32 protein-coding genes and 1 pseudogene are annotated in these 26,532 nt (G+C 55.9%); all 33 read right to left on the reverse strand.

From position 1 onward, the window contains the following. Window positions 1-2: 2 nt before the first annotated feature. Window positions 3-395, reverse strand: a complete 393-nt coding sequence (gene rpsK, locus BLW21_RS05520) for a 30S ribosomal protein S11 (RefSeq protein WP_019946149.1) — start codon at window positions 393-395, stop codon at window positions 3-5. 79 nt (window positions 396-474) lie between these two features. After that, complete coding sequence (gene rpsM, locus BLW21_RS05525; protein WP_019946150.1) at window positions 475-852, reverse strand: 30S ribosomal protein S13; 378 nt, start codon at window positions 850-852, stop codon at window positions 475-477. Window positions 853-965: 113 nt separating this feature from the next. Next, complete coding sequence (gene rpmJ, locus BLW21_RS05530; protein ID WP_092738463.1) at window positions 966-1,082, reverse strand: 50S ribosomal protein L36; 117 nt, start codon at window positions 1,080-1,082, stop codon at window positions 966-968. 110 nt (window positions 1,083-1,192) lie between these two features. Further along, window positions 1,193-1,411: a translation initiation factor IF-1 gene (gene infA / locus BLW21_RS05535; RefSeq protein WP_019946152.1), complete on the reverse strand. Its 219-nt coding sequence runs from the start codon at window positions 1,409-1,411 to the stop codon at window positions 1,193-1,195. Window positions 1,412-1,418: 7 nt separating this feature from the next. Continuing rightward, window positions 1,419-2,201, reverse strand: a complete 783-nt coding sequence (map, locus tag BLW21_RS05540) for a type I methionyl aminopeptidase (RefSeq protein ID WP_092738464.1) — start codon at window positions 2,199-2,201, stop codon at window positions 1,419-1,421. Between the two features lie 3 nt (window positions 2,202-2,204). Then, a complete protein-coding gene (gene secY, locus BLW21_RS05545) occupies window positions 2,205-3,518 on the reverse strand; it encodes a preprotein translocase subunit SecY (RefSeq protein ID WP_092738465.1) in 1,314 nt (437 codons plus the stop codon). Between the two features lie 14 nt (window positions 3,519-3,532). Continuing rightward, the gene (gene rplO, locus BLW21_RS05550; RefSeq protein WP_092738466.1) at window positions 3,533-3,976 is read right to left on the reverse strand and encodes a 50S ribosomal protein L15; all 444 of its coding nucleotides are present in this window, start codon (window positions 3,974-3,976) and stop codon (window positions 3,533-3,535) included. 13 nt (window positions 3,977-3,989) lie between these two features. Then, complete coding sequence (gene rpmD, locus BLW21_RS05555; RefSeq protein ID WP_092738467.1) at window positions 3,990-4,169, reverse strand: 50S ribosomal protein L30; 180 nt, start codon at window positions 4,167-4,169, stop codon at window positions 3,990-3,992. A gap of 6 nt (window positions 4,170-4,175) precedes the next feature. After that, complete coding sequence (gene rpsE / locus BLW21_RS05560; RefSeq protein ID WP_245711820.1) at window positions 4,176-4,778, reverse strand: 30S ribosomal protein S5; 603 nt, start codon at window positions 4,776-4,778, stop codon at window positions 4,176-4,178. A 9-nt stretch (window positions 4,779-4,787) separates the two neighbouring features. After that, window positions 4,788-5,138, reverse strand: coding sequence for a 50S ribosomal protein L18 (gene rplR, locus BLW21_RS05565; RefSeq protein ID WP_044515439.1), 351 nt, complete (start codon window positions 5,136-5,138; stop codon window positions 4,788-4,790). Window positions 5,139-5,147: 9 nt separating this feature from the next. Then, window positions 5,148-5,702: a 50S ribosomal protein L6 gene (rplF, locus tag BLW21_RS05570; protein WP_092738468.1), complete on the reverse strand. Its 555-nt coding sequence runs from the start codon at window positions 5,700-5,702 to the stop codon at window positions 5,148-5,150. Between the two features lie 20 nt (window positions 5,703-5,722). Then, entirely contained in the window at window positions 5,723-6,121 is a 399-nt protein-coding gene (rpsH, locus tag BLW21_RS05575) for a 30S ribosomal protein S8 (RefSeq protein ID WP_088462454.1), read from the reverse strand. 245 nt (window positions 6,122-6,366) lie between these two features. Then, a complete protein-coding gene (gene rpsN, locus BLW21_RS05580; protein ID WP_092738469.1) occupies window positions 6,367-6,636 on the reverse strand; it encodes a 30S ribosomal protein S14 in 270 nt (89 codons plus the stop codon). After that, complete coding sequence (gene rplE / locus BLW21_RS05585; protein ID WP_092738470.1) at window positions 6,629-7,189, reverse strand: 50S ribosomal protein L5; 561 nt, start codon at window positions 7,187-7,189, stop codon at window positions 6,629-6,631. Before rplE ends, rpsN begins: the two co-directional genes overlap by 8 nt. A gap of 26 nt (window positions 7,190-7,215) precedes the next feature. Further along, window positions 7,216-7,461 (reverse strand): annotated as a pseudogene (gene rplX / locus BLW21_RS05590) (50S ribosomal protein L24); the annotation flags it as partial. Between the two features lie 2 nt (window positions 7,462-7,463). Then, window positions 7,464-7,832 carry a 50S ribosomal protein L14 gene (gene rplN, locus BLW21_RS05595; protein ID WP_092738472.1) on the reverse strand — a complete coding sequence of 123 codons (369 nt, stop codon included), beginning with the start codon at window positions 7,830-7,832 and terminating at the stop codon, window positions 7,464-7,466. A 1-nt stretch (window position 7,833) separates the two neighbouring features. Further along, window positions 7,834-8,127, reverse strand: coding sequence for a 30S ribosomal protein S17 (rpsQ, locus tag BLW21_RS05600; RefSeq protein ID WP_092738473.1), 294 nt, complete (start codon window positions 8,125-8,127; stop codon window positions 7,834-7,836). 2 nt (window positions 8,128-8,129) lie between these two features. Continuing rightward, complete coding sequence (rpmC, locus tag BLW21_RS05605; protein WP_088462460.1) at window positions 8,130-8,342, reverse strand: 50S ribosomal protein L29; 213 nt, start codon at window positions 8,340-8,342, stop codon at window positions 8,130-8,132. A gap of 1 nt (window position 8,343) precedes the next feature. Continuing rightward, complete coding sequence (rplP, locus tag BLW21_RS05610; protein ID WP_088462461.1) at window positions 8,344-8,769, reverse strand: 50S ribosomal protein L16; 426 nt, start codon at window positions 8,767-8,769, stop codon at window positions 8,344-8,346. A 39-nt stretch (window positions 8,770-8,808) separates the two neighbouring features. After that, window positions 8,809-9,672 carry a 30S ribosomal protein S3 gene (rpsC, locus tag BLW21_RS05615; RefSeq protein ID WP_092738474.1) on the reverse strand — a complete coding sequence of 288 codons (864 nt, stop codon included), beginning with the start codon at window positions 9,670-9,672 and terminating at the stop codon, window positions 8,809-8,811. A gap of 5 nt (window positions 9,673-9,677) precedes the next feature. Next, window positions 9,678-10,163, reverse strand: a complete 486-nt coding sequence (rplV, locus tag BLW21_RS05620; RefSeq protein WP_092738475.1) for a 50S ribosomal protein L22 — start codon at window positions 10,161-10,163, stop codon at window positions 9,678-9,680. 1 nt (window position 10,164) lies between these two features. Further along, a complete protein-coding gene (gene rpsS, locus BLW21_RS05625) occupies window positions 10,165-10,443 on the reverse strand; it encodes a 30S ribosomal protein S19 (protein ID WP_019946170.1) in 279 nt (92 codons plus the stop codon). Window positions 10,444-10,446: 3 nt separating this feature from the next. Further along, window positions 10,447-11,274 carry a 50S ribosomal protein L2 gene (rplB, locus tag BLW21_RS05630; protein WP_092738476.1) on the reverse strand — a complete coding sequence of 276 codons (828 nt, stop codon included), beginning with the start codon at window positions 11,272-11,274 and terminating at the stop codon, window positions 10,447-10,449. Between the two features lie 39 nt (window positions 11,275-11,313). Further along, window positions 11,314-11,601, reverse strand: a complete 288-nt coding sequence (rplW, locus tag BLW21_RS05635; RefSeq protein ID WP_019946172.1) for a 50S ribosomal protein L23 — start codon at window positions 11,599-11,601, stop codon at window positions 11,314-11,316. Next, entirely contained in the window at window positions 11,601-12,239 is a 639-nt protein-coding gene (gene rplD, locus BLW21_RS05640; RefSeq protein ID WP_092738477.1) for a 50S ribosomal protein L4, read from the reverse strand. Before rplD ends, rplW begins: the two co-directional genes overlap by 1 nt. A 10-nt stretch (window positions 12,240-12,249) precedes the next feature. Next, window positions 12,250-12,870 (reverse strand): 50S ribosomal protein L3, encoded by a 621-nt coding sequence (gene rplC / locus BLW21_RS05645; protein WP_092738478.1) that lies wholly within the window; start codon window positions 12,868-12,870, stop codon window positions 12,250-12,252. A 296-nt stretch (window positions 12,871-13,166) separates the two neighbouring features. Beyond that, window positions 13,167-13,472 carry a 30S ribosomal protein S10 gene (rpsJ, locus tag BLW21_RS05650; protein ID WP_019946175.1) on the reverse strand — a complete coding sequence of 102 codons (306 nt, stop codon included), beginning with the start codon at window positions 13,470-13,472 and terminating at the stop codon, window positions 13,167-13,169. 20 nt (window positions 13,473-13,492) lie between these two features. Continuing rightward, on the reverse strand, window positions 13,493-15,637 hold the full coding sequence (gene fusA, locus BLW21_RS05655; RefSeq protein WP_092738698.1) for an elongation factor G: 2,145 nt from the start codon (window positions 15,635-15,637) through the stop codon (window positions 13,493-13,495). 99 nt (window positions 15,638-15,736) lie between these two features. Continuing rightward, the gene (rpsG, locus tag BLW21_RS05660; RefSeq protein WP_092738479.1) at window positions 15,737-16,204 is read right to left on the reverse strand and encodes a 30S ribosomal protein S7; all 468 of its coding nucleotides are present in this window, start codon (window positions 16,202-16,204) and stop codon (window positions 15,737-15,739) included. An 86-nt stretch (window positions 16,205-16,290) separates the two neighbouring features. After that, window positions 16,291-16,713 (reverse strand): 30S ribosomal protein S12, encoded by a 423-nt coding sequence (gene rpsL, locus BLW21_RS05665; RefSeq protein ID WP_092738480.1) that lies wholly within the window; start codon window positions 16,711-16,713, stop codon window positions 16,291-16,293. Between the two features lie 215 nt (window positions 16,714-16,928). Further along, window positions 16,929-17,276 carry a DUF3467 domain-containing protein gene (locus tag BLW21_RS05670; protein ID WP_092738481.1) on the reverse strand — a complete coding sequence of 116 codons (348 nt, stop codon included), beginning with the start codon at window positions 17,274-17,276 and terminating at the stop codon, window positions 16,929-16,931. Between the two features lie 425 nt (window positions 17,277-17,701). Next, window positions 17,702-22,054 carry a DNA-directed RNA polymerase subunit beta' gene (rpoC, locus tag BLW21_RS05675; protein WP_092738482.1) on the reverse strand — a complete coding sequence of 1,451 codons (4,353 nt, stop codon included), beginning with the start codon at window positions 22,052-22,054 and terminating at the stop codon, window positions 17,702-17,704. Between the two features lie 323 nt (window positions 22,055-22,377). Continuing rightward, a complete protein-coding gene (gene rpoB, locus BLW21_RS05680) occupies window positions 22,378-26,253 on the reverse strand; it encodes a DNA-directed RNA polymerase subunit beta (protein WP_175470884.1) in 3,876 nt (1,291 codons plus the stop codon). Window positions 26,254-26,532 lie beyond the last annotated feature (279 nt).

The following is a 26,532-nucleotide window of genomic DNA, read 5'->3' on the forward strand; positions in this document are numbered from 1 at the left end:
AACTAAACGCGACGACGCTTAGGAGGGCGGCAGCCGTTGTGGGGCAGCGGAGTTACGTCCTTAATGGTCGTTACCTCAATGCCCACATTGCCCAGCGTCCGGATAGCCGACTCGCGGCCCGCACCCGGACCCTTCACGAACACTTCTGCCTTGCGCATGCCCAAGTCATGAGCAACTTTGCCGGCATCCGACATCGCCATTTGGGCGGCGTAGGGAGTGTTCTTCTTCGAACCCCGGAATCCCATCTTACCAGCCGAAGCCCAGGAAATAACCTGGCCATTGTTGTTGGTGATGGAGATGATGATGTTGTTGAAAGAGGCCTTAATGTGGACCTGCCCTACGGGCTCAACAACGACAACGCGCTTCTTGGCTTTGTCTTTTCTTTTCTGTGCCATTTGGTTATCGCAAAAATTACTGCGGAAGGTGTTAGGCTGAAAGCTTTTCGCAACCCATCAGCCTGATTCCCGCTACAGATTATTTAGTGGCTTTTTTCTTACCAGCAACGGTCTTGCGCTTGCCCTTGCGGGTGCGCGAGTTGTTTTTGGTGCGCTGACCGCGAACGGGCAGACCCTTACGGTGACGCAGACCCCGGTAGCAACCGATGTCCATGAGCCGCTTGATGTTGAGCTGCACTTCCGAACGCAATACGCCTTCCGTTTTATAAGTGCTGGCGATGATGCTCCGGATTTCACCGGCTTCTTCTTCCGTCCAGTCCTTCACTTTCTTGTTCAGGTCAACGCCTGCCTTAGAAAGGATTTGCTGAGCCGAAGCCTTGCCGATGCCGAAAATGTAGGTCAGCGAGATTTCGCCGCGCTTGTTATCTGGGATGTCTACCCCTGCAATACGAGCCATGTGATGAGTTTGGGTTGTTGGCGAGTTAGGGTCCTGGGGTTCAGCTGCCGGTTAACTCCGGCGGTCAGAACACACAGCAAGCTGCTATGCTCCTAGACCCCAATTTCCAATAATTACCCCTGACGCTGCTTGTAGCGAGGGTTCTTTTTGTTGATGACGTAGAGCTTGCCTTTGCGGCGGATGAGCTTGCAATCGGCGCTACGCTTCTTGACAGACGTTTTTACTTTCATGGTAGTGGGTTGTTAGGGTCTGAGGTTCACAGGGTCTGAGTTTACTAGGGAAGCCGAACAACCTGGTTGAACCTCAACCCAGTTTCCCGGACCCCAAGTCCCCCGGACCCCTACTTGTAACGGTAGACAATGCGGCCTTTCGACAAATCGTAAGGCGACATTTCGAGTTTCACCTTATCTCCCGGCAGGATTTTGATGTAGTGCATCCGCATCTTACCCGAAATGTGGGCAATCAATTGGTGCCCGTTTTCCAGCTCCACGCGGAACATGGCGTTGGATAAGGCTTCCAGGATGGTACCGTCCTGCTCAATGGAAGTTTGTTTGGCCATATGGCTACTATAAGGTTTTTGCTTGTAAAGCTTGTTCTATGTAATCGAAAGAGGTCAGAATTTCTGCCTTGTCTTTGCGAACAACAATGGTGTGCTCAAAGTGCGCCGAGGGTTTAAAATCCTTGGTGCGAATGGTCCAGCCATCTTTTTCTTGTACCACACTTTTCGTGCCCAGGTTTACCATCGGCTCGATAGCCAGCGTGAGCCCAGTCTGCAACTTAAGGCCCGAACCACGCTTACCGTAGTTAGGTACTTCAGGCCGCTCGTGCAATTTCTGCCCGATACCGTGACCGACCAACTCCCGTACTACGCCGTAGCCCCGCTTCTCCACGTAATTCTGGATGGCGTAGCTCACGTCGCCGAGACGGTTGCCAGCAATGGCTTGCTCTATGCCGAGGTAGAGCGACTTCTTGGTTTCATCCAGCAACGCCAACACTTCCGGTGCTACTTCTCCTACTGGATAAGTATAAGCGCTGTCGGAGTGGTATCCGTTAAGTTGCACGCCACAGTCAATCGAAACGATATCGCCGCTCTTCAGCACGTACTCGCCCGGAAAACCGTGCACTACTACCGCGTTGGGCGAGATGCAAAGGCTGTACTCGAAACCATTATAACCTTTGAAAGAAGGCAAACCGCCATTGTCGCGGATGAACTCCTCTGCACGCTGATCCAGCGCACCAGTGGTTATTCCCTCCCCAATCAACTTGGCTACTTCCCCGTGGGCCTGAGCCAGCACTTTCGCACTGGCTTTCATCAGATCAATTTCTTCCTCGGTTTTGTAAAGAATCATTGATTAAGAAGCGAGAGCAATGTTCTGCGAACGACCTCGGGTTTTACCAGTCTTCATCATGCTGTCGTAACGACGCATGAGCAGATAGCTTTTCACCTGATTCATAGTATCAAGTACTACCCCCACCATAATGATGAGTGAAGTACCACCGTAGAATTGGGCAAACGGTCCGGTTACACCAGCTACTGTAGCTAATGAAGGTAGTACGGCAATAATAGCCAGCGCTATTGCACCAGGCAGTGTGATGCGGGTTAGCACCTCATCGATGAACTCCGAAGTGTCGCGACCAGGTTTGACGCCGGGAATAAATCCGCCGCTCCGCTTTAAGTCATCCGCTATCTGATTGGGGTTAACGCTGATGGCCGTGTAGAAGTAAGTGAATACTACGATGAGCAATCCAAACACTACGTTATACACAAGGTGATTGGGCTGAAACCAAGTTCCAATCAACGTAGCTGCCTCACTATCCTTATTCCAAGCTGACGCCGCAATAGCAGGTACAAACATCAATGATTGTGCGAAGATGATTGGCATTACACCGGCCGCATTCACTTTCATTGGAATATACTGGCGCTGTGAGCTAAGAGAAGCCGCTCCACCCACTTGCTTAGCATACTGTACCGGAATTTGCCGCACGGCTTGCGTGAGGATAATAACGGCCATTACGACTAGGAACAATACGGCCATTTCGATCAGAAAAATCAGCGAACCACGCATAGAGCGAGCGGTTGCCTCTCCAATCAAAGCACCTGGAAGGCGTGATACAATACCGATCATTATCAGCATCGAAATACCGTTGCCAACCCCTTTATCAGTAATCTTCTCCCCTAGCCACATGCAGAACAAGGTGCCGGCGGTGACAATCAGGGCCGTCGAAACGGTGAAGAACACCCCAGGATTCATGATAGCCTCGGCGTTGATGGTAGCAATAAAGCCAACCGACTGCGCCGCCACAATCGGAATCGTGAGGATGCGGGTATACTGGCTGATCTTATTACGTCCCGACTCACCCTCCTTCTGGAGCTTCTGGAAATACGGCACTGCGATGGTCAGCAGTTGCAGTACAATAGAAGCCGAGATGTAGGGCATAATGCCCAACGCGAAGATAGATGCATGGCTGAAAGCCCCGCCCAGTAACGTATCAAGAATACCGAGTACACCACTGGTGCCGGTTTTCAGACGAGTAGGATCGATACCTGGTAATACCACGTAAGAACCCAGCCGGTAGATGGCAATGAAAAAAAGCGTATTGAAGATCCGCGTACGCAGATCTTCAATCGCAAAAACATTCTTTATCGACTCGATAAGTTTTTTCATTGCTGCTTCAGTGCTTAAAGCGTCACGGCTTTACCGCCAGCTTTCTCGATTGCCTCAACAGCCGACTTCGAGAATGCGTGGGCGTGTACTTCCAACGCCGTAGTAACTTCACCACGACCCAGAACTTTGATTTTGGCGCTCTTCGAAGCCAGACCGGCCGTTACGAAGAAGGCAGCATCAAACGTAGTGTTGCCGCTTTCCGCCAGAGCAGCCAGCACGTCGAGGTTGACGGCCTTGTACTCGATGCGGTTGATATTTTTGAAGCCAAACTTAGGCACCCGACGCTGCAGAGGCATCTGGCCGCCTTCAAAACCCGACTTCTTGGAGTAACCCGAGCGGGACTTGGCACCTTTGTGACCGCGCGTGGACGTACCACCACGGCCGGAACCCGTACCCCGACCTACCCGCTTTACATTGCGGGTGGAGCCGGTGGCGGGCTGAAGATTGCTGAGATTCATATTCGGGAGATTCCTAGAGTTCGGTTACTTCCAACAAGTGCTGAACGGCTTTGATCATGCCAGCAATTTCGGACGTGTTTTCCACGGTACGAGTGCTGTTCATTTTGCCGAGGCCCAGGGCCTGCACAGTGCGCTTCTGCCGCTCGGGGCGGTCGATAACGCTTCTTACGAGTTTGATTTGGATCTGCGCCATCGTCTCTTAACCGTTAAAAACTTGAGCGAGGGTAATGCCACGAGCCTGAGCAATTTGCATCGGGTCACGCATTTTCAGCAGGGCATCGAAGGTAGCCTTTACCACGTTGTGGGGGTTCGACGAGCCTTTCGACTTAGCGAGGACATCTTTGATACCAGCGCTTTCGAATACGGCACGCATAGCACCGCCCGCAATTACACCCGTACCAGCAGCAGCCGGCTGAACCAGCACGAAACCACCCGAGTACTTACCTTCCATTACGTGGGGAACGGTGTGCTTGTACAGCGGCACCTTCACCAAGTTCTTCTTAGCGTCGTCAATGCCTTTGGCAATGGCGTCGGTTACTTCGTTGGCTTTGCCGAGGCCGTAGCCCACGGTGCCGTTGCCGTCACCTACTACCACGATGGCCGAGAAGCTGAAGCGACGACCACCTTTTACCACTTTAGCAACCCGGTTGATAGCTACTACTTTCTCTTTCAGGTCGGAGTCGCCAGTGCGCGAATCGTTGTTGCGGTCGTTGCCGCCCTTACGATCATTGCCACCACCACGACGGTCGTTGCCGCCGCGGTCGTTACCGCCAGCGCGGGGGCCGTTGTTGAATTCTGCCATGATGATAGATTAGAAATTGAGGCCGCCTTCGCGGGCTCCTTCTGCCAATGATTTTACGCGGCCGTGGTAGAGGTAACCGGAGCGGTCAAATACCACTTTCGAAATTCCTTTTCCAGTAGCACGGGCGGCAAGTTCTTTGCCGACTGCGGCGGCGAGGGCGACTCCGTTGCCCCCTTCCACCGAAACGTGCTTCGAGGAAGCAGACGCCAGGGTATTGCCGGTAGTGTCGTCAATAATCTGAGCATAAATGCCCGTATTGCTGCGGAACACCGACAAACGCGGACGCTCGGACGTGCCAGCCACCTTAGTGCGGATGATGCGCTGGATCCGTTTTCTTCTAGTTGCTTTATCGAAAGCCATGGTGCGTTATTATTTCGAAGCCGTTTTACCAGCCTTACGACGAATCTGCTCACCCACGAAACGCACGCCTTTGCCTTTGTAGGGCTCAACTTTGCGCAACGAGCGAATCTTTGCAGCTACCTGGCCCAGCAACTGCTTATCGATGCTGGTGAGGGTAACGATGGGGTTTTTACCTTTTTCGGTAACAGCCGTAGCCGTTACTTCGGCAGGCAGGGCCAAGAAGATGTTGTGCGAGTAGCCTAGCGACAGCTCAAGGGTGGTACCAGCCACAGCGGCTTTGTAACCCACACCTACCAACTCCAGCTTAGCCTCTACACCATTGCTCACGCCGCTAACGGCGTTGTTGAGCAAGGAGCGGTAGAGACCGTGCATGGCCTTGTGGCGCTTCTGCTCCGTGGGGCGGGTTACCACCAGCTGGCCGTCCTCGGTGGCCACGTTGATATCGCGGTCTACGGGAACCACCAGGGTGCCTTTCGGGCCCTTCACGGTTACGTTGTTGTCGTTGCTCACTTCAATCTGCACGTTGTCGGGCAGAGTGATGGGCAGTTTACCAATGCGTGACATAGTTTCTGTTTCCTTTCAGATTAGTAAACGTAGCACAGCACTTCGCCGCCCACGTTCTCCGCCTTCGCCTCTTTCTCCGTCATCACGCCCTTCGACGTGGAGAGAATGGCGATGCCGAGGCCGCTGAGTACGCGGGGCATGTTGCCAACGTGCGCATACTGGCGCAGGCCGGGCGAGCTCACGCGCTGCAGCTTGGTAATAGCCGGCACCTTCGTGGTGGGGTTGTATTTGAGAGCGATTTTAATCGTTCCCTGCACGGCGGCATCGTCAAAACGGTAGCTCTGAATGTAGCCCTTTTTGTAGAGCACCTTCGTGATTTCCTTTTTGATGTTGCTGGCCGGAATTTCCACCACCCGGTGGTTTGCCTTGATGGCATTGCGTACCCGGGTCAGGTAGTCGGCAATTGGATCTGTGTTCATTCGATTGTAAAAATGAAGCGCCCTTTTTTAGGGAGCCGCAAAGATAGGAAAATTTCGCCGCCACGGAAAGTGGCGACGAAATTTTCGGTTAAGACTACTCGGCTCGGCTTATAAAGGCTCGGCCAATGGTTTCTTTCGGCAACCTGCCAAATTTCTTGGTTGAATAAAGGATGAGAGATAAAAGGATTAAAGACTTCTGTAAAGTTGTCCCTTATCCTTTCATCTCTTATTCTTCATCCAATCCTTTACCAGCTCGACTTGGTTACGCCGGGGATTTTGCCGGCGAGAGCCATTTCGCGGAAGCGTACGCGGCTGATGCCGAACTTACGCATGTAACCACGAGGACGGCCGTCGATTTTGTCGCGGTTGTGCAGGCGCACAGGCGACGCATTGCGCGGCAGTTTGTCCAAGCCTTCGTAGTCGCCGGCCGCTTTCAGGGCCTTGCGCTTCTCGGCGTAACGGGCTACGGTAGCGATGCGCTTCCGTTCCCGTGCTTTCATGCTCTCCTTAGCCATTGTTTTCTTTCTTAGCGTTGGCGAATGGCATTCCGAAGGCCTTGAGCAGCTCGTAGCTCTGCTCGTCGTTTTCGGCCGACGTCACGAAGGTGATGTCCATGCCGGCAATCGACTTGATCTTGTCAATCGAAATTTCCGGGAAAATGATCTGCTCCTTCACGCCCAGGGTGTAGTTACCCCGGCCATCAAAGCCCTTGTCGTTAATTCCTTTGAAGTCACGTACCCGGGGCAGAGCCACGGTCAGCAAACGGTCGAGGAATTCGTACATCTGCTCACCACGCAGCGTTACGCGGGCGCCGATTGGCATGCCCTCGCGCAGCTTGAAGTTCGATACCGAACGCTTGGCGATAGTTGGAACAGCTTTCTGACCGGTGATGATGGTCAGTTCGTCTACTCCGTTATCCACCAGCTTCTTGTCGGCAACAGCCGCGCCAATGCCGCGGTTGATGCAGATTTTAGTGATGCGCGGTACCTGCATGATGCTCTTGAACTGGAATTTCTCCTGGAGCGCGGGTACTACTTCGTTGTTGTATTTGTCTTTGAAACGAGCCATGTCGGAAGCGGTTAGGCGTTAGCCGAGTCCACGCGCTTCACGTTGCTCACGTGAATCGGGGCCTCGATCTTGGTGATGCCGCCCTGGGGGTTCTTCGCACTGGGTTTGTTGTGCTTGGTTGCCAGGTTCAGGCCTTCCACGATCACACGCTGGGTCGAACGGTTGACCGACTTGATGGTGCCGGTCTTGCCTTTCTCGTCGCCGGCAATCACCAGAACGGTGTCACCAGTTTTCACGTGCAGTTTCGTAGGCGTTGCTTTTTTCGTTGCCATGCTTAGAGAACTTCAGGAGCCAGCGAAACAATCTTCATGAACTGGCGCTCACGCAGCTCGCGGGCTACGGGGCCGAAGATGCGCGTACCACGCGGCTCGTCGTTATTGTTGAGCAGCACGGCAGCGTTGTCGTCGAAGCGAATATAAGAGCCATCCTTGCGGCGAACCTCTTTCTTCGTGCGAACTACAACAGCGCGGGAAACCGTGCCTTTTTTAGCGTTGCCGGAGCCAATGGCCGACTTGATGGACACGACAATTTTGTCGCCCACACTCGCGTATTTCTTGCCCGTGCCACCGAGGACACGAATGCAGAGAACTTCTTTGGCGCCGCTGTTATCAGCGACGGTCAGACGGGATTCTTGCTGTATCATCTTACTTGGCGCGTTCTAGAATTTCGACCAGTCTCCACCGCTTCAGCTTGCTGAGGGGGCGGGTACCCATTATGCGCACCGTGTCGCCTTCGCCGCACTCGTTGTTCTCGTCGTGGGCCATGAACTTGGTCGACTTGGTAACGAACTTGCCGTAGATCGGGTGCTTCATCTTGCTCTCAACCATTACCGTGATGGACTTGTCCATCTTGGAGGAGGTTACGCGGCCGATGATTTCTTTGCGCAGGTTCCGCTCAGTGGTAGCGGCAGTGCCCTGCTGTTCTTCGTTGTTTGCCATCGTTAGTTAGCAGTGTTTGTAGCCTGCTCATTCTCGCGACGCTTCAACTCGGTCAGCAGACGGGCGACGTTTTTGCGGGCTTGCTTCAGACGGAGCGGGTTTTCCAGCGGCGAGATGGCATGCGCGAAGCGCATGGTCTGGCCCGAGGTCTGCTCGGTCTTCAATTGATTTTTGAGGTCCTCTAGCGAGAGGTTACGGATTTCGGTGTTCTTCATCTTACTTGTTATCTACGTAGTCACGACGAACAACAAACGACGTCCGTACCGGCAGTTTCTGAGCGGCCAGACGCAGCGACTCTTGGGCTACTTCCAGCGTTACCCCGTCCGATTCGAACATGATAGTGCCAGGCTTCACACAGGCTACCCAATACTCGGGCGAACCTTTACCCTTACCCATCCGCACTTCAGCAGGCTTCTTGGTAATCGGCTTGTCGGGAAAAATGCGGATCCATACTTGACCTTCGCGTTTCATGGCGCGGGTCATGGCGATACGGGCTGCCTCAATCTGGCGAGCCGTAATCCACGCTTGTTCCAGCGACTTGATAGCGAACGAACCGAAGTCGATGGAGCTGCCGCGATGGGCTAAGCCATGTATGCGACCCTTTTGCATCTTGCGATACTTGGTCCTTTTCGGTTGTAACATGAGATATACTGTCTTAAAATTCGAGAGAAAGGGAGAGGACTAGCGACGCGGTGCGCCACCGCCCCGGTTGGCGCCACCGGCACCACCTGCACCTGGTCCACCTGGACCCCGGCGCTGGCCGCCGCGGCTGTCGCCGCCCCGGTCACCACCACGGCTATCACCACCCCGGTCGTTACGGTCGCGGCGCGGGCCACGCTCGCCACGAGGGCCGCGGTCGTTGCCACCACGGCTGTCGCCCTGGCCGCCTGCCGGCTGCTGGTTAGGCGAGAGGTCGGGCTTGCCGAACACCTCACCGCGCATGATCCACACTTTGATGCCGATCTTGCCATATACCGTCTGGGCTTCCGAGAGAGCATAGTCGATGTCGGCGCGCAGCGTGTGCAGCGGCGTACGACCCTCCTTGTACTGCTCGGAGCGGGCGATTTCAGCCCCACCCAAACGACCGCCACACTGAATCTTGATGCCTTCGGCACCAACACGCATAGCAGCCTGGATCGACATCTTCATGGCGCGACGGAACGAGATTCGGGCGGCCAGCTGCTGGGCTATGCTCTCGCCAACCAGCTTGGCGTCCAACTCGGGGCGCTTAATCTCGAAAATGTTGATCTGAACGTCTTTGCCAGTGATTTGCTTCAGTTCGTCCTTGATCTTGTCCACCTCGGCGCCGCCTTTACCAATCACTACGCCCGGACGGGCCGTGTTGATGGTAATGGTCACACGCTTGAGCGTGCGCTCAATCACGATGCGGCTAATGCCACCCTTCGGAATACGAGCGTTGATGTATTTGCGGATCTTCTCGTCTTCAACCAGCTTGTCGGCAAAGTCCTTGCCGCCGTACCAGTTCGAGTCCCATCCTTTGATGATTCCCAGACGGAAGCCAACCGGATTTACTTTCTGTCCCATAGTGCTTATGCGGTGGCTTCTGCCTTGGTTTCAGTTGATTTCTTGGTGCTGCTGCGACGCGAAGTCTTCTTAGGAGCGGCATCGGCCGAAGCCTCAGTGCCCTTCGTCTCGGCGGCTTGCTGCGCGGCGGCTTTGCTGCCGAGCGGCTCAACCTTAGAGTCGATGATCAGCGTCACGTGGTTGCTGCGCTTGCGGATGCGGTGGCCACGACCCTGGGGGGCGGGGCGCAGACGCTTCAGCATGCGGCCTTCATCCACGAAAATCTCCTTGATGTAGAGATTGGCATCCTCGATGCGCTCGTCCTCATTCTTAAGCTGCCAGTTGGCCAGGGCCGACAGGAGCAACTTTTCGATTTTGGGAGCACCCGAGTTGGCCTCAAACTTCAGCAGGCCGAGGGCACGGGTCACTTTCTGACCACGAACCAGGTTGGCCACCAAGCGCATCTTGCGCGGCGAGGTGGGCACGTTCCGGAGTTTAGCTACTGCTTCCATATTAGCGCTTGCCTTTATCTTTCTTGGCGACGTGGCCGCGGAAGTTACGAGTAGGGGCAAACTCACCGAGCTTGTGACCTACCATGTTCTCCGTGACATACACCGGGATGAACTTATTACCGTTGTGCACGGCGAACGTGTGGCCAACGAAGTCGGGCGAAATCATCGAGCGGCGAGACCAGGTCTTCACCACCGACTTTTTGCCGGATTCTTCCATCGCCGTTACTTTCTTCTCGAGCCGGAAGTCAATGTACGGCCCTTTTTTCAGTGAACGTGCCATTGCTTATTTCTTGCCTTTACGGTTGACGATGAGCTGCTCGGAATACTTGTTCTTGTTACGGGTCTTCTGACCTTTCGAGAAGATACCGTTACGGCTGCGTGGGTGACCACCCGACGACTTGCCTTCACCACCACCCATTGGGTGATCGACAGGGTTCATGGCTACACCACGAACGCGCGGACGACGACCCAACCAGCGGTTGCGGCCGGCTTTGCCCAAACGAACGTTCATGTGGTCGCCGTTGGAGACAGTACCAACCGTGGCCATGCAGGTTACGAGAACCATACGCATTTCGCCGGAAGGCAGCTTCAGGGTAGCGTAGCGGTCTTCGCGGGCTACGAGCTGGGCGTAGGTACCGGCCGAGCGGGCCATTGCGGCACCAGCACCGGGCTGCAGCTCGATGGCGTGCACGATAGTACCGAGGGGAATTTCGCGCAGGGGCAGGGCATTGCCTACCTCAGGGGCCACTCCCGTACCCGAAACGATTACCGTGCCCACAGCCAGACCGGCCGGAGCAATGATGTAACGCTTCTCACCGTCGGCGTACTGCAGCAAAGCAATACGGGCGGTGCGGTTGGGGTCGTACTCAATCGTCTTCACCGTGGCGGGCACCGAGGCCTTGTCACGCTTGAAGTCGATGATACGGTAACGGGCTTTGTGTCCGCCGCCAATGTAGCGGTTCGACATTTTGCCCGAATTGTTACGGCCACCGGAGTTTTTGAGAGGTGCCAACAGCGACTTCTCCGGCGTCGACGCAGTTAGCTCGTCGAAGGCCGGGGCGATGCGGAAGCGCTGACCCGGTGATGTTGGTCTTAGTTTTTTGAGTGCCATTACTCTTGCTTAGGAAAAATTCTTGGCTGAAAGAAAGGCTTACAGGCCGCTGTAGAAGTCGATGATGTCGCCTTCTTTCACGGTAACCACGGCCTTTTTGCCGTGCGGACGACGGCCCGAGATGGAACCGCCTTTCGTGAACTTCGACTTCACCTTACCAATCGTGCGCATCGTGCTGATGCTGGTGATGGTAACGCCATAAAGCTGCTCAATCTCTTTCTTGATTTGCACCTTGTTGGCATCGATGGCTACGTCGAAGGAGTACTGTCCTTTGTCGTTAAGGCTGGTTGCCTTCTCCGTTACGATGGGTTTTTTCAGAATGCTCATTACTCAGCAGTGGTATAGAGTTGTTCCAAGGCCGTCAGCGCATCCTCCGACAGCAACAGCGTATCGGTGTTCAGCAAATCGTGGGTGTTGAGGGCTACGGGGGTAGCCACGCTCACGCGCTGAATGTTGCGGGCCGACAGGATCACGTTCTTTTCAACCGCACCCGTTACGAGCAGGGTCTTTTTACCGTTGTTCAGCTTCAGGCCAGCCATAATGGCTACGAAGTCCTTGGTCTTCACGGCCGACATCGTAATGTTTTCCACTACAGATACCTTGCCGTCCTGAGCCAGCGTCGAGAGAGCCGACAGGCGGGCCAGACGCTTGGTTTTCTTGTTGAGCTTGAAGCCGTAGTCGCGGGGCTGGGGACCGAACATACGGCCACCACCTACGAATACGCCCGACTTCATAGAGCCGGCACGGGCACCGCCGGTGCCTTTCTGCTTCTTTAGCTTCTTGGTCGTACCGTGCACTTCGTTGCGCTGCTTCGACTTGTGCGTGCCCTGGCGCTGGTTGGCCAGGTACTGCTTCACGTCGAGGTACATCACGTGCTCGTTCGGCTCGAGGCCGAAGATGGCGTCGGACAGGGTGACCTTACGGCCGGTGTCTTCGCCTTTGATGTTGATTACTGACAGTTCCATCTTAACTAGGTTATTTTTCCAGGAACACGAAAGAATTCTTGGCACCGGGAATCGAGCCGCTCACCACGATGAGGTTTTTGTCGGCTACAATGCGCATAACCTTCAAGTTCTGCACTTTCACCCGGTCGTTGCCCATGCGGCCACCCATGCGCATTCCTTTGAATACGCGCGAAGGCCACGAGCAGGCACCAATAGAACCAGGGTGACGAGCCCGGTTGTGCTGACCGTGGGTCTGGCCACCAACACCGGCGAAGTTGTATCGCTTTACTACGCCCTGGAAACCTTTACCCTTCGACGTTCCAACAACGTCCACGAATTCGCCTTCGGCGAACAGCGAGGTGTTGATTTCGCTGCCAGCGGCAAAGTTGGCGGCGTCGTTGGTGCGGAACTCAACGAGTTTCTTTTTTGGGGTGGTTCCGGCTTTAGCGAAGTGACCAGCCAGAGGCTTGGTCGTGTTCTTCGCTTTTTTCTCGCCGTAACCGAGCTGGATGGCCAGATAGCCGTCCGTTTCGATGGTCTTAACCTGCGTCACTACGCACGGACCCGCTTCGATGAGCGTGCAGGGAATGTTCTTCCCGTCCGGGGTGAAGAGGCTTGTCATACCGATTTTTTTACCGATGATGCCAGGCATTCAATTGGGGTTTTAAAAAAAAGACACACTCGAAAACGCCCGCGTGGCATTTTCGGAAATGGAGTGCAAAGCTAGGAAATTGTTAGCGCAATATCTAAGGTGGCCCCGAAATATTTTCAGAGTTAGGTAGTTAGGCGCAAAATGCCGGCGGTTGTAACGCGTCGTGCCCAGTGCCATGCAGCCAAAGCACGGACTGTCCTTTTTCACGCGTCCTCCCTCCTGGCCAAGCAAAAACGCCCCACCGGCTCCGAAGAGACAGTGGGGCGTTTTACAGTCAGCTAACGCAAATCCGGTCCTCAGACTTTGATTTCAACGTCAACACCGCTGGGCAGCTCCAGCTTCATCAGGGCATCTACGGTCTTCGACGAAGTCGAGTAGATGTCAACGAGACGCTTGTAGGTGCAGAGCTGAAATTGCTCCCGGCTCTTCTTGTTCACGTGGGGCGAACGGAGCACGGTGAACTTCTCTTTTTTAGTGGGCAGGGGAATCGGACCGCTAACGATAGCGCCCGTAGCCTTCACCGCCGTCACAATCTTCTCCGACGATTTGTCCACCAGGTTGTGGTCGTAGGATTTGAGCTTGATGCGAATTTTCTGATTCATGTCGATTAGTGAAAAGCGGGTTAGCGGATAGCGTTGCCCTTCTGCTTGGCGATGATACCTTCGGCGAGGTTGTTCGGCACCTGGTCGTAGTGCGAGAACGTGAGGGAAGCCGAAGCCCGACCCGACGAGATGGTGCGCAGCGTCGTTACGTAGCCGAACAGCTCCGACAGCGGAACGTCAGCCTTTATAACGTTGGCACCAGCCTTCGTGTCCATGCCCTTCATAATACCCCGACGACGATTCAGGTCACCCGTTACCGAGCCGGTGTATTCGTCTGGCGAAACTACTTCTACAGCCATAATAGGCTCCAGCAGTCGCGGACCGGCTTGCTTGCCGGCCTCACGGAAACCACCACGGGCGGCGAGTTCGAACGACAGGGCGTCCGAGTCAACGTCGTGGAAGGAACCGTAGTACAGCCGCACGCGCATTCCCTCGATGGGGAAGCCTGCCAATGGGCCGTTCTTCATCGCCTCTTCGAAGCCTTTCTGAATCGGCGCAATGAATTCGCGGGGGATTACACCACCCGTGATGTCATTGACGAACTCCAGTCCTGGCTTCTCCGGATCGGTGAGCTTCGGGCCGAGTTCAAACACGATGTCGCCGAATTTACCGCGGCCACCGGTCTGCTTCTTGTAGGTTTCGCGGTGCTCAACGCTCTTGGTGAGAACCTCCTTGTAGGCTACCATTGGGGCACCCTGGTTGATTTCCACTTTGAACTCGCGACGCATCCGGTCGATGATGATTTCGAGGTGAAGCTCACCCATGCCCTTGAGAACAGTCTGGCCCGTTTCGGGGTCGGTCTGTACCACCAAGGTGGGGTCTTCCTCCACGAGCTTGGCAATGGCCATGCCCATCTTGTCCACGTCAGCCTGCGTTTTCGGCTCGATAGCGTAACCGATAACGGGCTCAGGGAACGACATCGACTCGAGCACGATTGGGTGCTTCTCGTCGCTCAGCGTATCGCCGGTTTTGATGTCTTTGAAACCCACGCCGGCAGCAATGTCGCCGGCCTGAATCTTGTCGATGGGGTTCTGCTTGTTGGAGTGCATCTGCATGAGACGCGAAATCCGCTCCTTCTTGTTCGTGCGGTTGTTGTGCACGTACGAGCCGGCATCCAGCACCCCGCTGTAGCAGCGGAAGAAGCACAGACGGCCCACGAAGGGGTCGGTGGCAATCTTGAAGGCCAAAGCCGTAAAGGGCTCCGAGTTGTCGGGGTGACGCTCGATTTCCTCCTCCGTATCGGGGTTTTTACCGATGATGGGGGGCATGTCAAGCGGCGAGGGCAGGTAGGCCATTACGCCGTCCAGCATCGTCTGTACACCTTTGTTCTTAAAGGCCGAGCCACACATTACGGGCGAGAACTTCATGTCGATAACCGCCTGGCGGATAACGACCATCATTTCATCGCGGGTAATGGAGTCCGGGTCGTCGAAGAACTTCTCGAGCAAGGCGTCGTCATACTCGGCAACGCTCTCGATCAGCTTCTGGCGCCACTCGGCAACCGTTTCCACGAGGTCCTCGGGAACCGGGATTTCGTGGAAGGATTTGCCCTGGGTAGCATCGTCCCAAACGATGGCCTTGCCAGTCAGCAGGTCAACCACACCTTTGAAAGTATCTTCAGCACCGATCGGAATCTGGAGCGGCACGGGGTTAGCGCCCAGCTTCTCCTTGATTTCGTTTACGGCCTTGAAGAAGTCGGCACCAGCACGGTCCATCTTGTTGACGAAGCAAATGCGGGGCACCTTGTACTTGTCAGCCTGACGCCATACAGTCTCCGACTGGGGCTCCACACCGGATACGGCGCAGAACAGGGCCACGGCACCGTCGAGCACGCGCAACGAGCGCTCCACCTCTACGGTGAAGTCTACGTGGCCGGGGGTGTCAATCAGGTTAATTTTGTACTGCTTGGTGCTTTCTACCGGCTCGCCGTTGGCGTCGGTCGGGTAGTTCCAGAAGGTAGTAGTAGCGGCCGAGGTAATGGTGATACCCCGCTCCTGCTCCTGCTCCATCCAGTCCATCGTGGCGGCACCTTCGTGCACTTCCCCGATTTTGTGGGTCTTACCGGTATAATAGAGAATACGCTCCGACGTGGTGGTTTTACCGGCGTCGATGTGCGCCATAATCCCGATGTTCCGGAGGTATTGCAGATCTTGATTTACAGCCATTTTTTCAATAAGTGAATGAGTGAATAGGTGAATGAGTGAGAAGAGTGAATAGTTCAGTTGCTGAACGGCCACTCAGTCACTCATTCGCTCATTCAAGCCTTAGAAACGGAAGTGCGAGAAGGCCTTGTTGGCTTCGGCCATCCGGTGGGTGTCGTCCTTTTTCTTGACGGCAGCACCTTCACCCTTAGCGGCAGCAATGATTTCGCCAGCCAGCTTGTCCTTCATTGTCTTCTCACCACGACGACGAGCGTACTGAATCAGCCACTTCGAACCAACGGCAATGCGACGGTCGGGGCGAACTTCAATCGGAACCTGGAAGGTAGCACCACCTACGCGGCGGCTCTTTACTTCCACGGTCGGCATCACGTTGTTGAGGGCTTTGCGCCACATCTCCACGCCGCTTTCCTTGGTCCGCTCCTCTACCAGCTCGCAGGCATCGTAGAAAATGGTGTAGGCCAGGTTTTTCTTTCCGTCATACATCATGTAGTTGACGAAACGGGTTACCAGCGTCTCCTTGTACTTGGGGTCGGGCAGGAGGATGCGCTTCTTTGGTTTTGACTTTCTCATGAGAGTAGAAATGGGTTGATGTAGCGGGAAAGTGGGATAAGAACCATGTGCTATCCAGCACTTCGCACTACCTCACCCGGCTTCAATTACTTTTTCTTCTTAGCGGGAGCACCTTTAGCGGCCGCGGCTGCCTGACCGGGCTTGGGGCGCTTGGCACCGTACTTCGAGCGACGCTGGGTACGGCCGTTTACACCGGCAGTATCAAGGGCACCGCGAATGATGTGGTAACGCACGCCGGGAAGGTCTTTCACCCGTCCGCCGCGAATCAGCACGATGCTGTGCTCCTGCAGGTTGTGGCCTTCGCCAGGGATGTAAGCGTTTACTTCTTTGCCGTTGGTGAGGCGCACGCGGGCGACCTTACGCATAGCCGAGTTTGGCTTCTTGGGCGTGGTGGTGTACACCCGGGTGCAAACGCCGCGGCGCTGCGGGCACGAATCAAGGGCCGGCGACTTCGACTTCGTCGTCAGTTTTTCGCGGCCTTTTCGTACTAACTGGTTGATAGTAGGCATTTACGGAATTGGTTTGTCCAGGGAGGGTTCTCTCCCAAAAATTAGGCTTGCAAAGGTAGAAAAGTTGCGGACCAATAGCAAACGAGTTGAGATAGTTTGTTTTAGGAAGCCGCGTGCACGCTGCAGGAAGGTCCTGCTAACAGGTTCCTAAACACGGCCACGGCTTCGACCACTACAGTAGAAGCCGGGCCGGCTGTCTTCCGTTCAATAAGGAACTACGCCTCCCCCATCGTACCGCCGAAACCCATTGGGTAAGCGGGCGTGTCCTGCTGGGCTTTGATGGAGCCGTTAGCCTGCTCGAACCGTTCGATGTTCTCGGCCAGGGCTGCCTGCAGGCGCTTGGCGTGCTCGGGCGTGAGGATGATGCGCGACTTTACTTTCGCCTTAGGCACCCCCGGCATCAGCCGGATAAAGTCAATCACGAATTCGCTGCTGCTGTGCGCAATCATGGCCAGATTAGCGTACTCGCCCTCGGCCATTTCCTCCGACAGCTCAATGTTGATGGCGTTCGGGTCCTGCGGCTGAGCCGCGTCGGTGTTCTGAGGTTCGGTGGGTTGGTTCATTTATTTTAAGAATGAAAAAGTTAATCCGTATTACCAGCAACTCACTTGTGGCTACACTTAGATGATGTAGTACACTAGCACTGTCACAAGCAAACTTTACTCATCGGTATGCTACTGTCTTGCTATCTGTGATTGCTACGTTTTACTCGGAGATGCCTAAACCATTTGACAGTCATAGAAACCAACCACAATTGGAGAGGTATCAATAACCCGTATGCTACTAATTCCTGCTTAGGAACATTGCCTTTGAAAAGTGACAAAACGAGAACAAATAGGAGCGTGAAGCAGGCAAAGCTTATTGATATTCCTGCTATAACAGTTGCTACTAATGCAATGCTTGTTAGTGCTTTCATCAGTGTAAAGTAAATGAAAAACCCCAGCCGAATCACTCCGGCTGGGGTTTCTCTTTTACTCACTTCCGCAAATTACTCTGCCGAAACTTCGCGCTTGGCGCGCGATGGGCGCTTCACAGGAGCGGCAGCCTCTTCGGCTTTGGCGGCCTGGGCAGCTTCCATCTCTTCCTTCGAGCCCACAATCTGGCGGGTGTACTCGCGCAGACCGGTACCGGCCGGGATGAGGTGACCCACAATCACGTTCTCCTTGAGGCCCAGCAGCTCGTCGGCCTTGCCACGGATGGCGGCTTCCGAGAGCACCTTGGTCGTCTCCTGGAAGGAAGCGGCCGAGATGAACGACTGGGTGCCCAACGAGGCCTGGGTGATACCCTGGAGGGTAGGACGGGAAACCGAAGGCTGGGCGTCGCGCACTTCCACGAGTTGCAGGTCGCGGCGGCGCAGGCTGCTGTTCTCGTCGCGCAGGCGGCGAGCCGTGACAATCTGGCCGGGCTTGAAGTTGCTCGAATCACCGGCAGTGGTTACCACTTTCATGTCGATGATGGTATCGTTCTCTTCCATGAAGATAATCTTGTCGATTACCTGATGTTCGAGGAACGACGTGTCACCGGCGTCGAGGATAACTACTTTCTGCATCATCTGGCGAACAACCACCTCGATGTGCTTATCGTTGATTTTCACACCCTGCAAGCGGTATACTTCCTGAATCTCGTTCACGAGGTACTCCTGCACAGCGCCCGGACCCTGAATGCTCAGGATGTCGGAAGGCGTAATGGCGCCATCCGAGAGCGGCGCACCGGCCCGGATGAAGTCGTTGTCCTGCACCAGAATGTGCTTGGACAGCGGCACCATGTACTTCTTCTTGACGCCGTCTTTCGACTCGACAAAGATTTCCCGGTTACCACGCTTCACGGTGCCGTAGGTTACTACGCCATCGATTTCGGCCACTACGGCTGGGTTCGACGGGTTGCGGGCCTCGAAGAGCTCCGTAACGCGGGGCAGACCACCGGTAATGTCGCGGGTTTTGCCCACGGCACGCGGAATTTTGGCCAGAATCTGGCCGGCCTTGATTTTCTGGCCGTTCTCCACGTTCAGGTGGGAACCTACCGGAATGCTGTAACCCTTCTGCCCCTCCTCGTCGCCCTTTTTGCCGGGGCGCACGATGATGGCGGGGTTCTGGTCCTTGGCCGACTTCGATTCGATAATCACCTTCTCGCGGTGACCCGTCTGCTCATCCGACTCCTCGCGGTAGGTAACACCTTCCGTGATGGCATCATACTGAATGGTACCATCAAACTCGGCCAGAATAACGGCGTTGTAGGGGTCCCAGTTGTTGAGCTCCTGGCCTTTCTCCACCTCCTGGCCCTCTTTCACGAGCAGGAACGAGCCGTAAGGCACGTGGTTGGAGATGAACACCTTGCGGGTGTCCTTGTCCACAATGCGGATTTCGCCCGAGCGACCCATTACCACGTTCACGGCCTCGCCATCGGCGCCGGCCGTTTCTACGGTGCGGATATCCTCGAACTCCACCACACCCGCAAACTTGGCGCGGATGCTGGCTTCTACGGCAATGTTGGAGGCCGTACCACCTACGTGGAAGGTACGCAACGTAAGCTGGGTACCGGGCTCGCCAATCGACTGAGCGGCAATTACGCCTACTGCCTCACCGCGCTGGACCATGCGGCCCGACGACAGGTTACGACCGTAGCACTTGGCGCAGATACCGCGCTTGCTCTCGCAGGTCAACACAGAGCGAATCTCCACCGACTCGATGCTGGTAGCATCAACGCGGCGGGTAATCTCCTCGGTGATTTCATCGCCGGCCGTCAGGATAACCTCTTCTGTGAGCGGGTCGATGATATCATGCACAGCCACGCGACCCAGGATGCGCTCGGCCAGTGGCTCCACGATATCCTCGTTGTCTTTCAGGGCGAAGGTTTCGATACCACGCAACGTGCCGCAATCGGGCTCGTTTACGATAACGTCCTGCGATACGTCTACCAGACGACGGGTCAGGTAGCCGGCGTCGGCCGTTTTCAGAGCGGTGTCGGCAAGACCTTTCCGGGCACCGTGGGTCGAGATGAAGTACTCGATTACGTCCAGGCCTTCTTTGAAGTTGGACAGAATCGGGTTCTCAATAATCTCGCCTACCGAGCCCTGAAGCGACTTCTGCGGCTTGGCCATCAGGCCCCGCATACCGCCGAGCTGACGAATCTGCTCGCGCGAACCCCGGGCACCGGAGTGCATCATCATGTAAATCGAGTTGAAGCCCTGGTCCTCCTTTTCGAGGCGGCCCATGAGGGTTTCAGTGATTTGGTTGTTGATACGCGTCCAGATATCAATAACGGCGTTGTAACGCTCGTTGTCGGTAATCAGACCCATCTGGTAGTTCTGGGTTACCGCGGCTACGTCGGCCTGCGCCTGCTTCACCAGTTCATCCTTCTCCTTGGGAATCTGGATGTCACCCAAGCCCATCGACAGACCACCTTTGTAAGCCGACTGGAAGCCCAGCGTCTTGATGTCATCGAGGAATTGGGCCGTGCGGGCCATGCCCGTACGCTTGAACACCAGCGAGATAATCTGCTGGAGCTTCTTCTTGGTCAGCAGTTCATCAACGAAACCTACTTCGCGGGGTACGAGCTGGTTGAAGAGCACGCGGCCGGCAACGGTTTCGATGATTTTCGTTACGAGGTTATCGTCCTCATCCCGAATCTCAGCCCGAACCTTGATGTAGGCATGCTTCGAGAGCTGGCCTTCGTTGAGGGCAATGACAACTTCCTCGTCGGAATAGAACACCCGGCCTTCGCCCTGGATGCTCTCGCCTTCGGTGCTGCGCTTGCCTTTGGTTACGTAGTACAGACCCAGAACCATGTCCTGCGACGGTACCGCGATGGGCGCGCCGTTAGCGGGGTTCAGGATGTTGTGCGAGGCCAGCATGAGCATGGAGGCTTCCAGGATAGCAGCCGGGCCCAGGGGCACGTGCACAGCCATCTGGTCACCGTCGAAGTCAGCGTTGAAAGCCGTACAAACGAGCGGGTGCAGCTGGATAGCCTTGCCCTCGATGAGGCGCGGCTGGAACGCCTGGATACCCAGACGGTGAAGCGTTGGAGCCCGGTTGAGCAATACTGGATGGCCTTTCAGCACGTTCTCCAGGATGTCCCAGACAACGGCGTCCTTGCGGTCCACGATTTTCTTGGCCGACTTTACCGTTTTCACAATACCGCGCTCGATGAGCTTGCGGATGATGAACGGTTTGAACAGCTCGGCCGCCATGTTCTTGGGCAAGCCGCACTCGTGCAGCTTCAGCTCGGGGCCTACCACGATAACCGAACGACCGGAATAGTCGACACGCTTACCGAGCAGGTTCTGACGGAAGCGGCCCTGCTTGCCTTTCAGCATATCGGACAGCGACTTCAGGGCGCGGTTGCCTTCGGCGCGCACGGCATTCACCTTACGCGAGTTGTCGAAGAGCGAATCCACAGCTTCCTGCAGCATGCGCTTCTCGTTCCGCAGAATCACCTCAGGAGCCTTGATTTCAATCAGGCGCTTGAGGCGGTTGTTGCGAATGATAACGCGACGGTACAGGTCGTTCAGGTCGGAAGTAGCGAAACGGCCACCATCAAGTGGAACGAGCGGGCGCAATTCCGGCGGAATAACAGGTACCATGCGGATAACCATCCACTCGGGCTTGTTCTCCACGCGGGTTGCGGCGTCACGGAAGGCTTCTACCACACGCAGACGCTTCAATGCTTCAGCCTTACGCTGCTGCGAAGTTTCGGTAGCAGCAGAATCGCGCAGCGAGTAGCTCAACTCATCAAGGTTGATGCGCTCGAGCAGCATTTGCAGCGCCTCGGCACCCATGCGGGCGATGAACTTGTTGGGGTCATCGTTCGGCAGCATCTGGTTCTCGCGGGGGAGCTTGTCGATGATGTCGAGGTATTCGTCTTCGGTCAGGAAGTCGAGCTGCTGCACACCTTCCTCGGCCAGAGTACCTGGCTGAACAACGGCGTAGCGCTCGTAATAGATGATTTGGTCGAGCTTCTTGGTGGGCAGGCCCAGCAAATAACCGATTTTGTTGGGCAGCGACTTGAAGTACCAGATATGCGCCACGGGCACTACCAATTCGATGTGGCCCATCCGCTCCCGGCGAACTTTCTTCTCGGTCACCTCCACGCCGCAACGGTCGCAGATGATACCCTTATAACGGATGCGCTTGTATTTACCGCAATGGCACTCCCAATCCTTTACAGGACCGAAAATCCGCTCGCAGAACAAGCCGCCCATCTCGGGCTTGTACGTCCGGTAGTTGATAGTCTCAGGCTTGATCACCTCGCCGTTCGACCGCTCCAGAATGGATTCGGGCGAGGCTAGCGAAATGGTCACTTTCGAGAAGTCCTGGACCAGTTTCTTGTTTTTTGCAAACGCCATGTAGGAAAGCTGTTAGCTGTTGGCTGTTTATCTGTCAGGGAAAATCCGCGCCGCTTAAGCGAGGCGGAAATACCATAACAGCTCGACTCTGCTAAAAGTGCTCTGCCAGTCGGATAGGTACGCCGGGCAGTAGATTTTCGTCAGGTCTGATGGGTAACCACTCCGGCTTTAGCAAACCGAAGCTTAGTGCAGCCCTTCCCGCCGGGCTTAGTTGTCGTGCTGACCATATCTCGGCACGACGCCGGTGGCGGATTGGGCCACTCCTTTATATCCGAAGCGGGAGCTGCTACCGGCAAACCGGCGGCAGCTCCCTTTCCGAATACTTAGTCAAGCGTAATTTCCAGGGCCAGACCGCGTAGCTCATGGATGAGCACGTTGAACGACTCGGGGATGTTGGGCTTGGGCAGCACGTCGCCTTTTACAATGGCTTCGTACGCCTTAGCGCGGCCTACCACGTCATCCGACTTCACAGTCAGGATTTCCTGGAGCACGTTGGAAGCACCGAAGGCCTCCAGCGCCCACACTTCCATTTCGCCGAAGCGCTGACCACCGAACTGAGCCTTACCACCCAGCGGCTGCTGGGTAATGAGCGAGTACGGTCCGATCGAACGGGCGTGCATCTTGTCATCCACCAGGTGACCCAGCTTCAGCATGTAGATAACACCCACCGTTACCGGCTGGTCGAAGCGCTGACCCGTCAGGCCATCGTGCAGGTAAGCACGACCCCAGTCGGGCAGACCGGCTTCGGTCAGCTCCTTGGCTACTTCGTCCTCGGTTGCACCGTCGAAAATCGGGGTAGCGTAGGTACGGCCCATTTTCAGGCCGGCCCAGCCGAGTACGGTTTCGTAGATCTGACCAATGTTCATCCGGCTTGGTACACCAAGCGGGTTGAGCACGATGTCCATCGGGGTGCCGTCGGGCAGGAAAGGCATGTCCTCGTCGCGCACGATGCGGGCTACCACACCCTTGTTACCGTGACGACCAGCCATCTTGTCACCCACCTTCAGCTTGCGCTTCTTGGCGATGTACACTTTGGCCAGCTGCACGATGCCGGCGGGCAACTCGTCGCCAACCTCCAGCGTGAACCGCTCGCGCTTAAAGCGGGCCGTTACCACGTTGCGGCGCTTGGCGTAGTTCTTTACCAGGTCGCCCACCATGCCGTTGATGCGGGCATCAGCTGTCCAGCCGTCCAGCACGAGGTCCTTGAACAGGTTGGCCTCTTCTGGCACGGCGTAGTTGCTCTCGTCGCGGTAGGGGTTCTTGTCGGGGAACAGGTTCTCAGCTACGTTCTTCTTACCGAATTTCACGCCCTTCGACATGATTTCCTCACCGAACTTGTGCTTGATGCCCTGCGACGTCTTGCCTTCGAGCAGGCTGATCATCTTCTCCACCATGATGGCGCGGATGCCGCGCAACTCACGGCCGTAGGCCTCCTTCAGCTCTTCGACTTCCTTCTTAGACTTGGCCCGGAGGTTTTTGTCTTTCTTAGGACGCGAGAACAGCTTGGTGCCGATAACCACACCCTGCAGGGACGGTGGCGCTTTCAAGGAAGCGTCTTTCACGTCGCCGGCCTTGTCGCCGAAAATGGCGCGGAGCAGCTTCTCTTCCGGGGTCGGGTCGGTTTCGCCCTTGGGCGTAATCTTACCGATCAGAATGTCGCCTTCCTTCACCTCAGCACCCAAACGGATTACGCCGTTGTCGTCGAGGTTACGCACGGCTTCTTCGCTCACGTTCGGGATTTCCGAGGTCAGCTCTTCTTCGCCGCGCTTGGTTTCGCGCACTTCCAGCTCGAACTCCTCAATGTGAATCGAGGTGAAGATGTCGTCGCGCACTACCTTCTCCGAGATGACGATGGCATCCTCGAAGTTGTAGCCCTGCCACGGCATGAACGCCACCTGCATGTTGCGGCCCAGGGCGAGTTCGCCCTTGTTGGTGCCGTAGCCTTCGCACAGCACCTGGCCCCGCGTTACCCGCTCGCCCTTCTTCACGAGGGGCGTCAGGTTGATGCAGGTGTCCTGGTTGGTCCGACGGAACTTGATGAGGTCGTAGGAAATCCGCTCAGCATCGAAGCTTACCAGCACCTCGTCGGGCGTCAGGTCGTACTTCACTACGATGCGGTTGGCATCCACGTAATCCACCACGCCCACGCCCTCGGATACTACCAGAGTACGCGAGTCGGTAGCCACGCGGCCTTCGAGGCCGGTGCCCACAATGGGGGCTTCGGCTTTCAACAGCGGAACTGCCTGGCGCTGCATGTTCGAGCCCATCAGGGCCCGGTTGGCGTCGTCGTGCTCCAGGAACGGAATCAGCGAAGCAGCCACCGATACAATCTGGTTCGGGGCTACGTCCATGAAGCTGTACTCGTCGGGACCAACCACGGGGAAGTCACCTTCGAAACGGCCTTTTACCAACTCGTTGAGGAAGTTGCCCTTGTCATCGATTGGCGCGTTGGCCTGGGCGATGTGGTGGGTATCTTCTTCTTCAGCGGTCAAGTACTTCACGTTTTCCGTCATATCCACCTGGCCGTTGGCGGCCGTGCGGTAAGGCGTTTCAATGAAGCCCATCGAGTTCACCCGAGCGTGCACGCACAGCGACGAAATCAGACCAATGTTTGGTCCTTCCGGCGTTTCGATGGTGCAAAGGCGACCGTAGTGGGTGTAGTGAACGTCGCGTACTTCGAAACCGGCGCGCTCCCGCGACAGACCTCCTGGCCCCAGTGCCGACACGCGACGCTTGTGCGTCACTTCGGCCAGCGGGTTGGTCTGGTCCATGAACTGGGAGAGCTGGTTCGTACCGAAGAATGAGTTGATAACGCTCGACAAAGTACGGGCGTTAATCAGGTCAACGGGCTTGAAGTCCTCGTTGTCGCGCACGTTCATGCGCTCCTTGATGGTACGGGCCATACGGGCCAGGCCCACGCCAAACTGGGCGTAGAGCTGCTCGCCCACCGTGCGCACGCGGCGGTTGCTCAAGTGGTCAATGTCATCGACAATGGCCTTCGAGTTGATCAGACCGATCAGGTACTTCACGATGAGCACGATGTCCTCGTTGGTCAGCACGCGGGCCTCCCAGTTGGTCTCGATGCCCAGCTTCTTATTGATACGGTAGCGGCCTACGTCGCCGAGGTCATAGCGCTTATCCGAGAAGAACAACTTCTGAATGATGTCGCGGGCAGTTTCCTCGTCGGGCGCCTCCGTGTTCCGGAGCTGACGGTAAATCTGCTCCACAGCCTCCTTCTCCGAGTTGGAGTTGTCCTTCTGGAGCGTGTTGTAGATAATAGCGTAGTCCGCAATGTTCACGTTCTCGCGGTGCAGAATTACCGACTTCGCCCCGGCATTGAGGATGATGTCGATGTCCTCCTCCGAAATTTCGGAGTCGCGCTCCATCAGCACCTCGTTGCGGTCGATGGAAACTACTTCGCCGGTGTCCTCGTCCACGAAGTCCTCGGTCCAGGTGCGCAGCACCCGGGCAGCCAGCTTGCGGCCAACTGCTTTCTTGAGGTTCTTCTTGTCAGCCTTCACCTCCTCCGACAGCCCGAACAGGTCGAGAATGTCTTTGTCGGTGCCGTAGCCGATGGCGCGCAGCAGCGTGGTAACCGGGAATTTCTTCTTCCGGTCGATGTAGGCGTACATCACGTTGTTCACATCCGTGGCAAACTCAATCCACGAGCCCTTGAACGGGATGATGCGGGCCGAATACAGCTTGGTGCCGTTGGTGTGCTTGCTCTGAGCAAAGAACACGCCCGGCGAACGGTGCAGCTGCGATACGATAACGCGCTCGGCGCCGTTGATAACGAACGAGCCCTTTTCGGTCATGTACGGGATGTTACCCAGAAACACTTCCTGCTCAATCGTCTCGAAGTCCTCATTGTCCGAGTCGTTGCATACCAGCCGGAGCTTGGCCTTCAGCGGCACGGAGTACGTCAGGCCCCGGTCAATGCACTCGTCAACCGAATACTTGGGCGGGTCAACGTGGTAATCGAGGAAGGTCAGGACGAAGTTCTCGCGCGAGTCCGAAATCGGGAAGTTCTCGGCGAAAACTTTGAAAAGTCCTTCATCAGTCCGGTTCTCAGCAGCCGTTTCCAACTGGAAGAAATCCATAAACGAGCGAACCTGCACGTCGAGGAAATCCGGGTACTCAATAACCTTTTTAATCTTGGCGAAGTTGATCCGCTCGTCAGCGGCCTGCAATTTTTGCAGCCCTGTCGGCGCCTGGGGCGCTTTCGGTTCTTTCGATGTAGCCAATGTATGTGGGGTTAGGAAATGGAGACTGGGAGAATCCAAGCCAGGCGGAAAACAGCGTCGGCCGCTTGGCGAATAATTTGTGAAATCAGCGGACACGCCGAAGCGCAAAGCACTACTAGTAGCAGTTTGCGCTGGACCGTCCGTAGCCGCCAAAAGCCGCGAAGCGGCGCGTAAACGAACTTCCGACTAGGTTGTTGCCTACAAACAGGAAAAGACCTGGCTTAGTTGCCAGGC

The sequence above is a fragment of the Hymenobacter psychrophilus genome (assembly GCF_900107135.1).
In the GTDB taxonomy this organism is placed as follows: domain Bacteria; phylum Bacteroidota; class Bacteroidia; order Cytophagales; family Hymenobacteraceae; genus Hymenobacter; species Hymenobacter psychrophilus.

What these genes read in the sequence shown, in the direction of transcription:
- rplR (WP_044515439.1), bottom strand. Translation starts at nt 5,138, where the DNA reads ATGGCTTTCGATAAAGCAACTAGAAGAAAACGGATCCAGCGCATCATC.
- rpmD (WP_092738467.1), bottom strand. Translation starts at nt 4,169, where the DNA reads ATGGCGCAGATCCAAATCAAACTCGTAAGAAGCGTTATCGACCGCCCC.
- BLW21_RS05670 (WP_092738481.1), bottom strand. Translation starts at nt 17,276, where the DNA reads ATGAACCAACCCACCGAACCTCAGAACACCGACGCGGCTCAGCCGCAG.
- rpsQ (WP_092738473.1), bottom strand. Translation starts at nt 8,127, where the DNA reads ATGGCAAACAACGAAGAACAGCAGGGCACTGCCGCTACCACTGAGCGG.
- rplC (WP_092738478.1), bottom strand. Translation starts at nt 12,870, where the DNA reads ATGCCTGGCATCATCGGTAAAAAAATCGGTATGACAAGCCTCTTCACC.
- rplE (WP_092738470.1), bottom strand. Translation starts at nt 7,189, where the DNA reads ATGGCTCGTTTCAAAGACAAATACAACAACGAAGTAGTACCCGCGCTC.
- rplO (WP_092738466.1), bottom strand. Translation starts at nt 3,976, where the DNA reads ATGAATCTCAGCAATCTTCAGCCCGCCACCGGCTCCACCCGCAATGTA.
- rpmC (WP_088462460.1), bottom strand. Translation starts at nt 8,342, where the DNA reads ATGAAGAACACCGAAATCCGTAACCTCTCGCTAGAGGACCTCAAAAAT.
- rplB (WP_092738476.1), bottom strand. Translation starts at nt 11,274, where the DNA reads ATGGCACTCAAAAAACTAAGACCAACATCACCGGGTCAGCGCTTCCGC.
- rpsC (WP_092738474.1), bottom strand. Translation starts at nt 9,672, where the DNA reads ATGGGACAGAAAGTAAATCCGGTTGGCTTCCGTCTGGGAATCATCAAA.
- rpsG (WP_092738479.1), bottom strand. Translation starts at nt 16,204, where the DNA reads ATGAGAAAGTCAAAACCAAAGAAGCGCATCCTCCTGCCCGACCCCAAG.
- map (WP_092738464.1), bottom strand. Translation starts at nt 2,201, where the DNA reads ATGATTCTTTACAAAACCGAGGAAGAAATTGATCTGATGAAAGCCAGT.
- rpmJ (WP_092738463.1), bottom strand. Translation starts at nt 1,082, where the DNA reads ATGAAAGTAAAAACGTCTGTCAAGAAGCGTAGCGCCGATTGCAAGCTC.
- rplN (WP_092738472.1), bottom strand. Translation starts at nt 7,832, where the DNA reads ATGATACAGCAAGAATCCCGTCTGACCGTCGCTGATAACAGCGGCGCC.
- rplV (WP_092738475.1), bottom strand. Translation starts at nt 10,163, where the DNA reads ATGGAAGCAGTAGCTAAACTCCGGAACGTGCCCACCTCGCCGCGCAAG.
- rpsL (WP_092738480.1), bottom strand. Translation starts at nt 16,713, where the DNA reads ATGCCTACTATCAACCAGTTAGTACGAAAAGGCCGCGAAAAACTGACG.
- rpsK (WP_019946149.1), bottom strand. Translation starts at nt 395, where the DNA reads ATGGCACAGAAAAGAAAAGACAAAGCCAAGAAGCGCGTTGTCGTTGTT.
- rplP (WP_088462461.1), bottom strand. Translation starts at nt 8,769, where the DNA reads ATGTTACAACCGAAAAGGACCAAGTATCGCAAGATGCAAAAGGGTCGC.
- rpsS (WP_019946170.1), bottom strand. Translation starts at nt 10,443, where the DNA reads ATGGCACGTTCACTGAAAAAAGGGCCGTACATTGACTTCCGGCTCGAG.
- fusA (WP_092738698.1), bottom strand. Translation starts at nt 15,637, where the DNA reads ATGGCTGTAAATCAAGATCTGCAATACCTCCGGAACATCGGGATTATG.
- rpsE (WP_245711820.1), bottom strand. Translation starts at nt 4,778, where the DNA reads ATGGCAGAATTCAACAACGGCCCCCGCGCTGGCGGTAACGACCGCGGC.
- rpsN (WP_092738469.1), bottom strand. Translation starts at nt 6,636, where the DNA reads ATGGCTAAGGAGAGCATGAAAGCACGGGAACGGAAGCGCATCGCTACC.
- rpoC (WP_092738482.1), bottom strand. Translation starts at nt 22,054, where the DNA reads ATGGCGTTTGCAAAAAACAAGAAACTGGTCCAGGACTTCTCGAAAGTG.
- rplD (WP_092738477.1), bottom strand. Translation starts at nt 12,239, where the DNA reads ATGGAACTGTCAGTAATCAACATCAAAGGCGAAGACACCGGCCGTAAG.
- rpsH (WP_088462454.1), bottom strand. Translation starts at nt 6,121, where the DNA reads ATGAACACAGATCCAATTGCCGACTACCTGACCCGGGTACGCAATGCC.
- secY (WP_092738465.1), bottom strand. Translation starts at nt 3,518, where the DNA reads ATGAAAAAACTTATCGAGTCGATAAAGAATGTTTTTGCGATTGAAGAT.
- infA (WP_019946152.1), bottom strand. Translation starts at nt 1,411, where the DNA reads ATGGCCAAACAAACTTCCATTGAGCAGGACGGTACCATCCTGGAAGCC.
- rpsJ (WP_019946175.1), bottom strand. Translation starts at nt 13,472, where the DNA reads ATGAATCAGAAAATTCGCATCAAGCTCAAATCCTACGACCACAACCTG.
- rplW (WP_019946172.1), bottom strand. Translation starts at nt 11,601, where the DNA reads ATGAGCATTCTGAAAAAACCCATCGTAACGGAGAAGGCAACCAGCCTT.
- rpsM (WP_019946150.1), bottom strand. Translation starts at nt 852, where the DNA reads ATGGCTCGTATTGCAGGGGTAGACATCCCAGATAACAAGCGCGGCGAA.
- rplF (WP_092738468.1), bottom strand. Translation starts at nt 5,702, where the DNA reads ATGTCACGCATTGGTAAACTGCCCATCACTCTGCCCGACAACGTGCAG.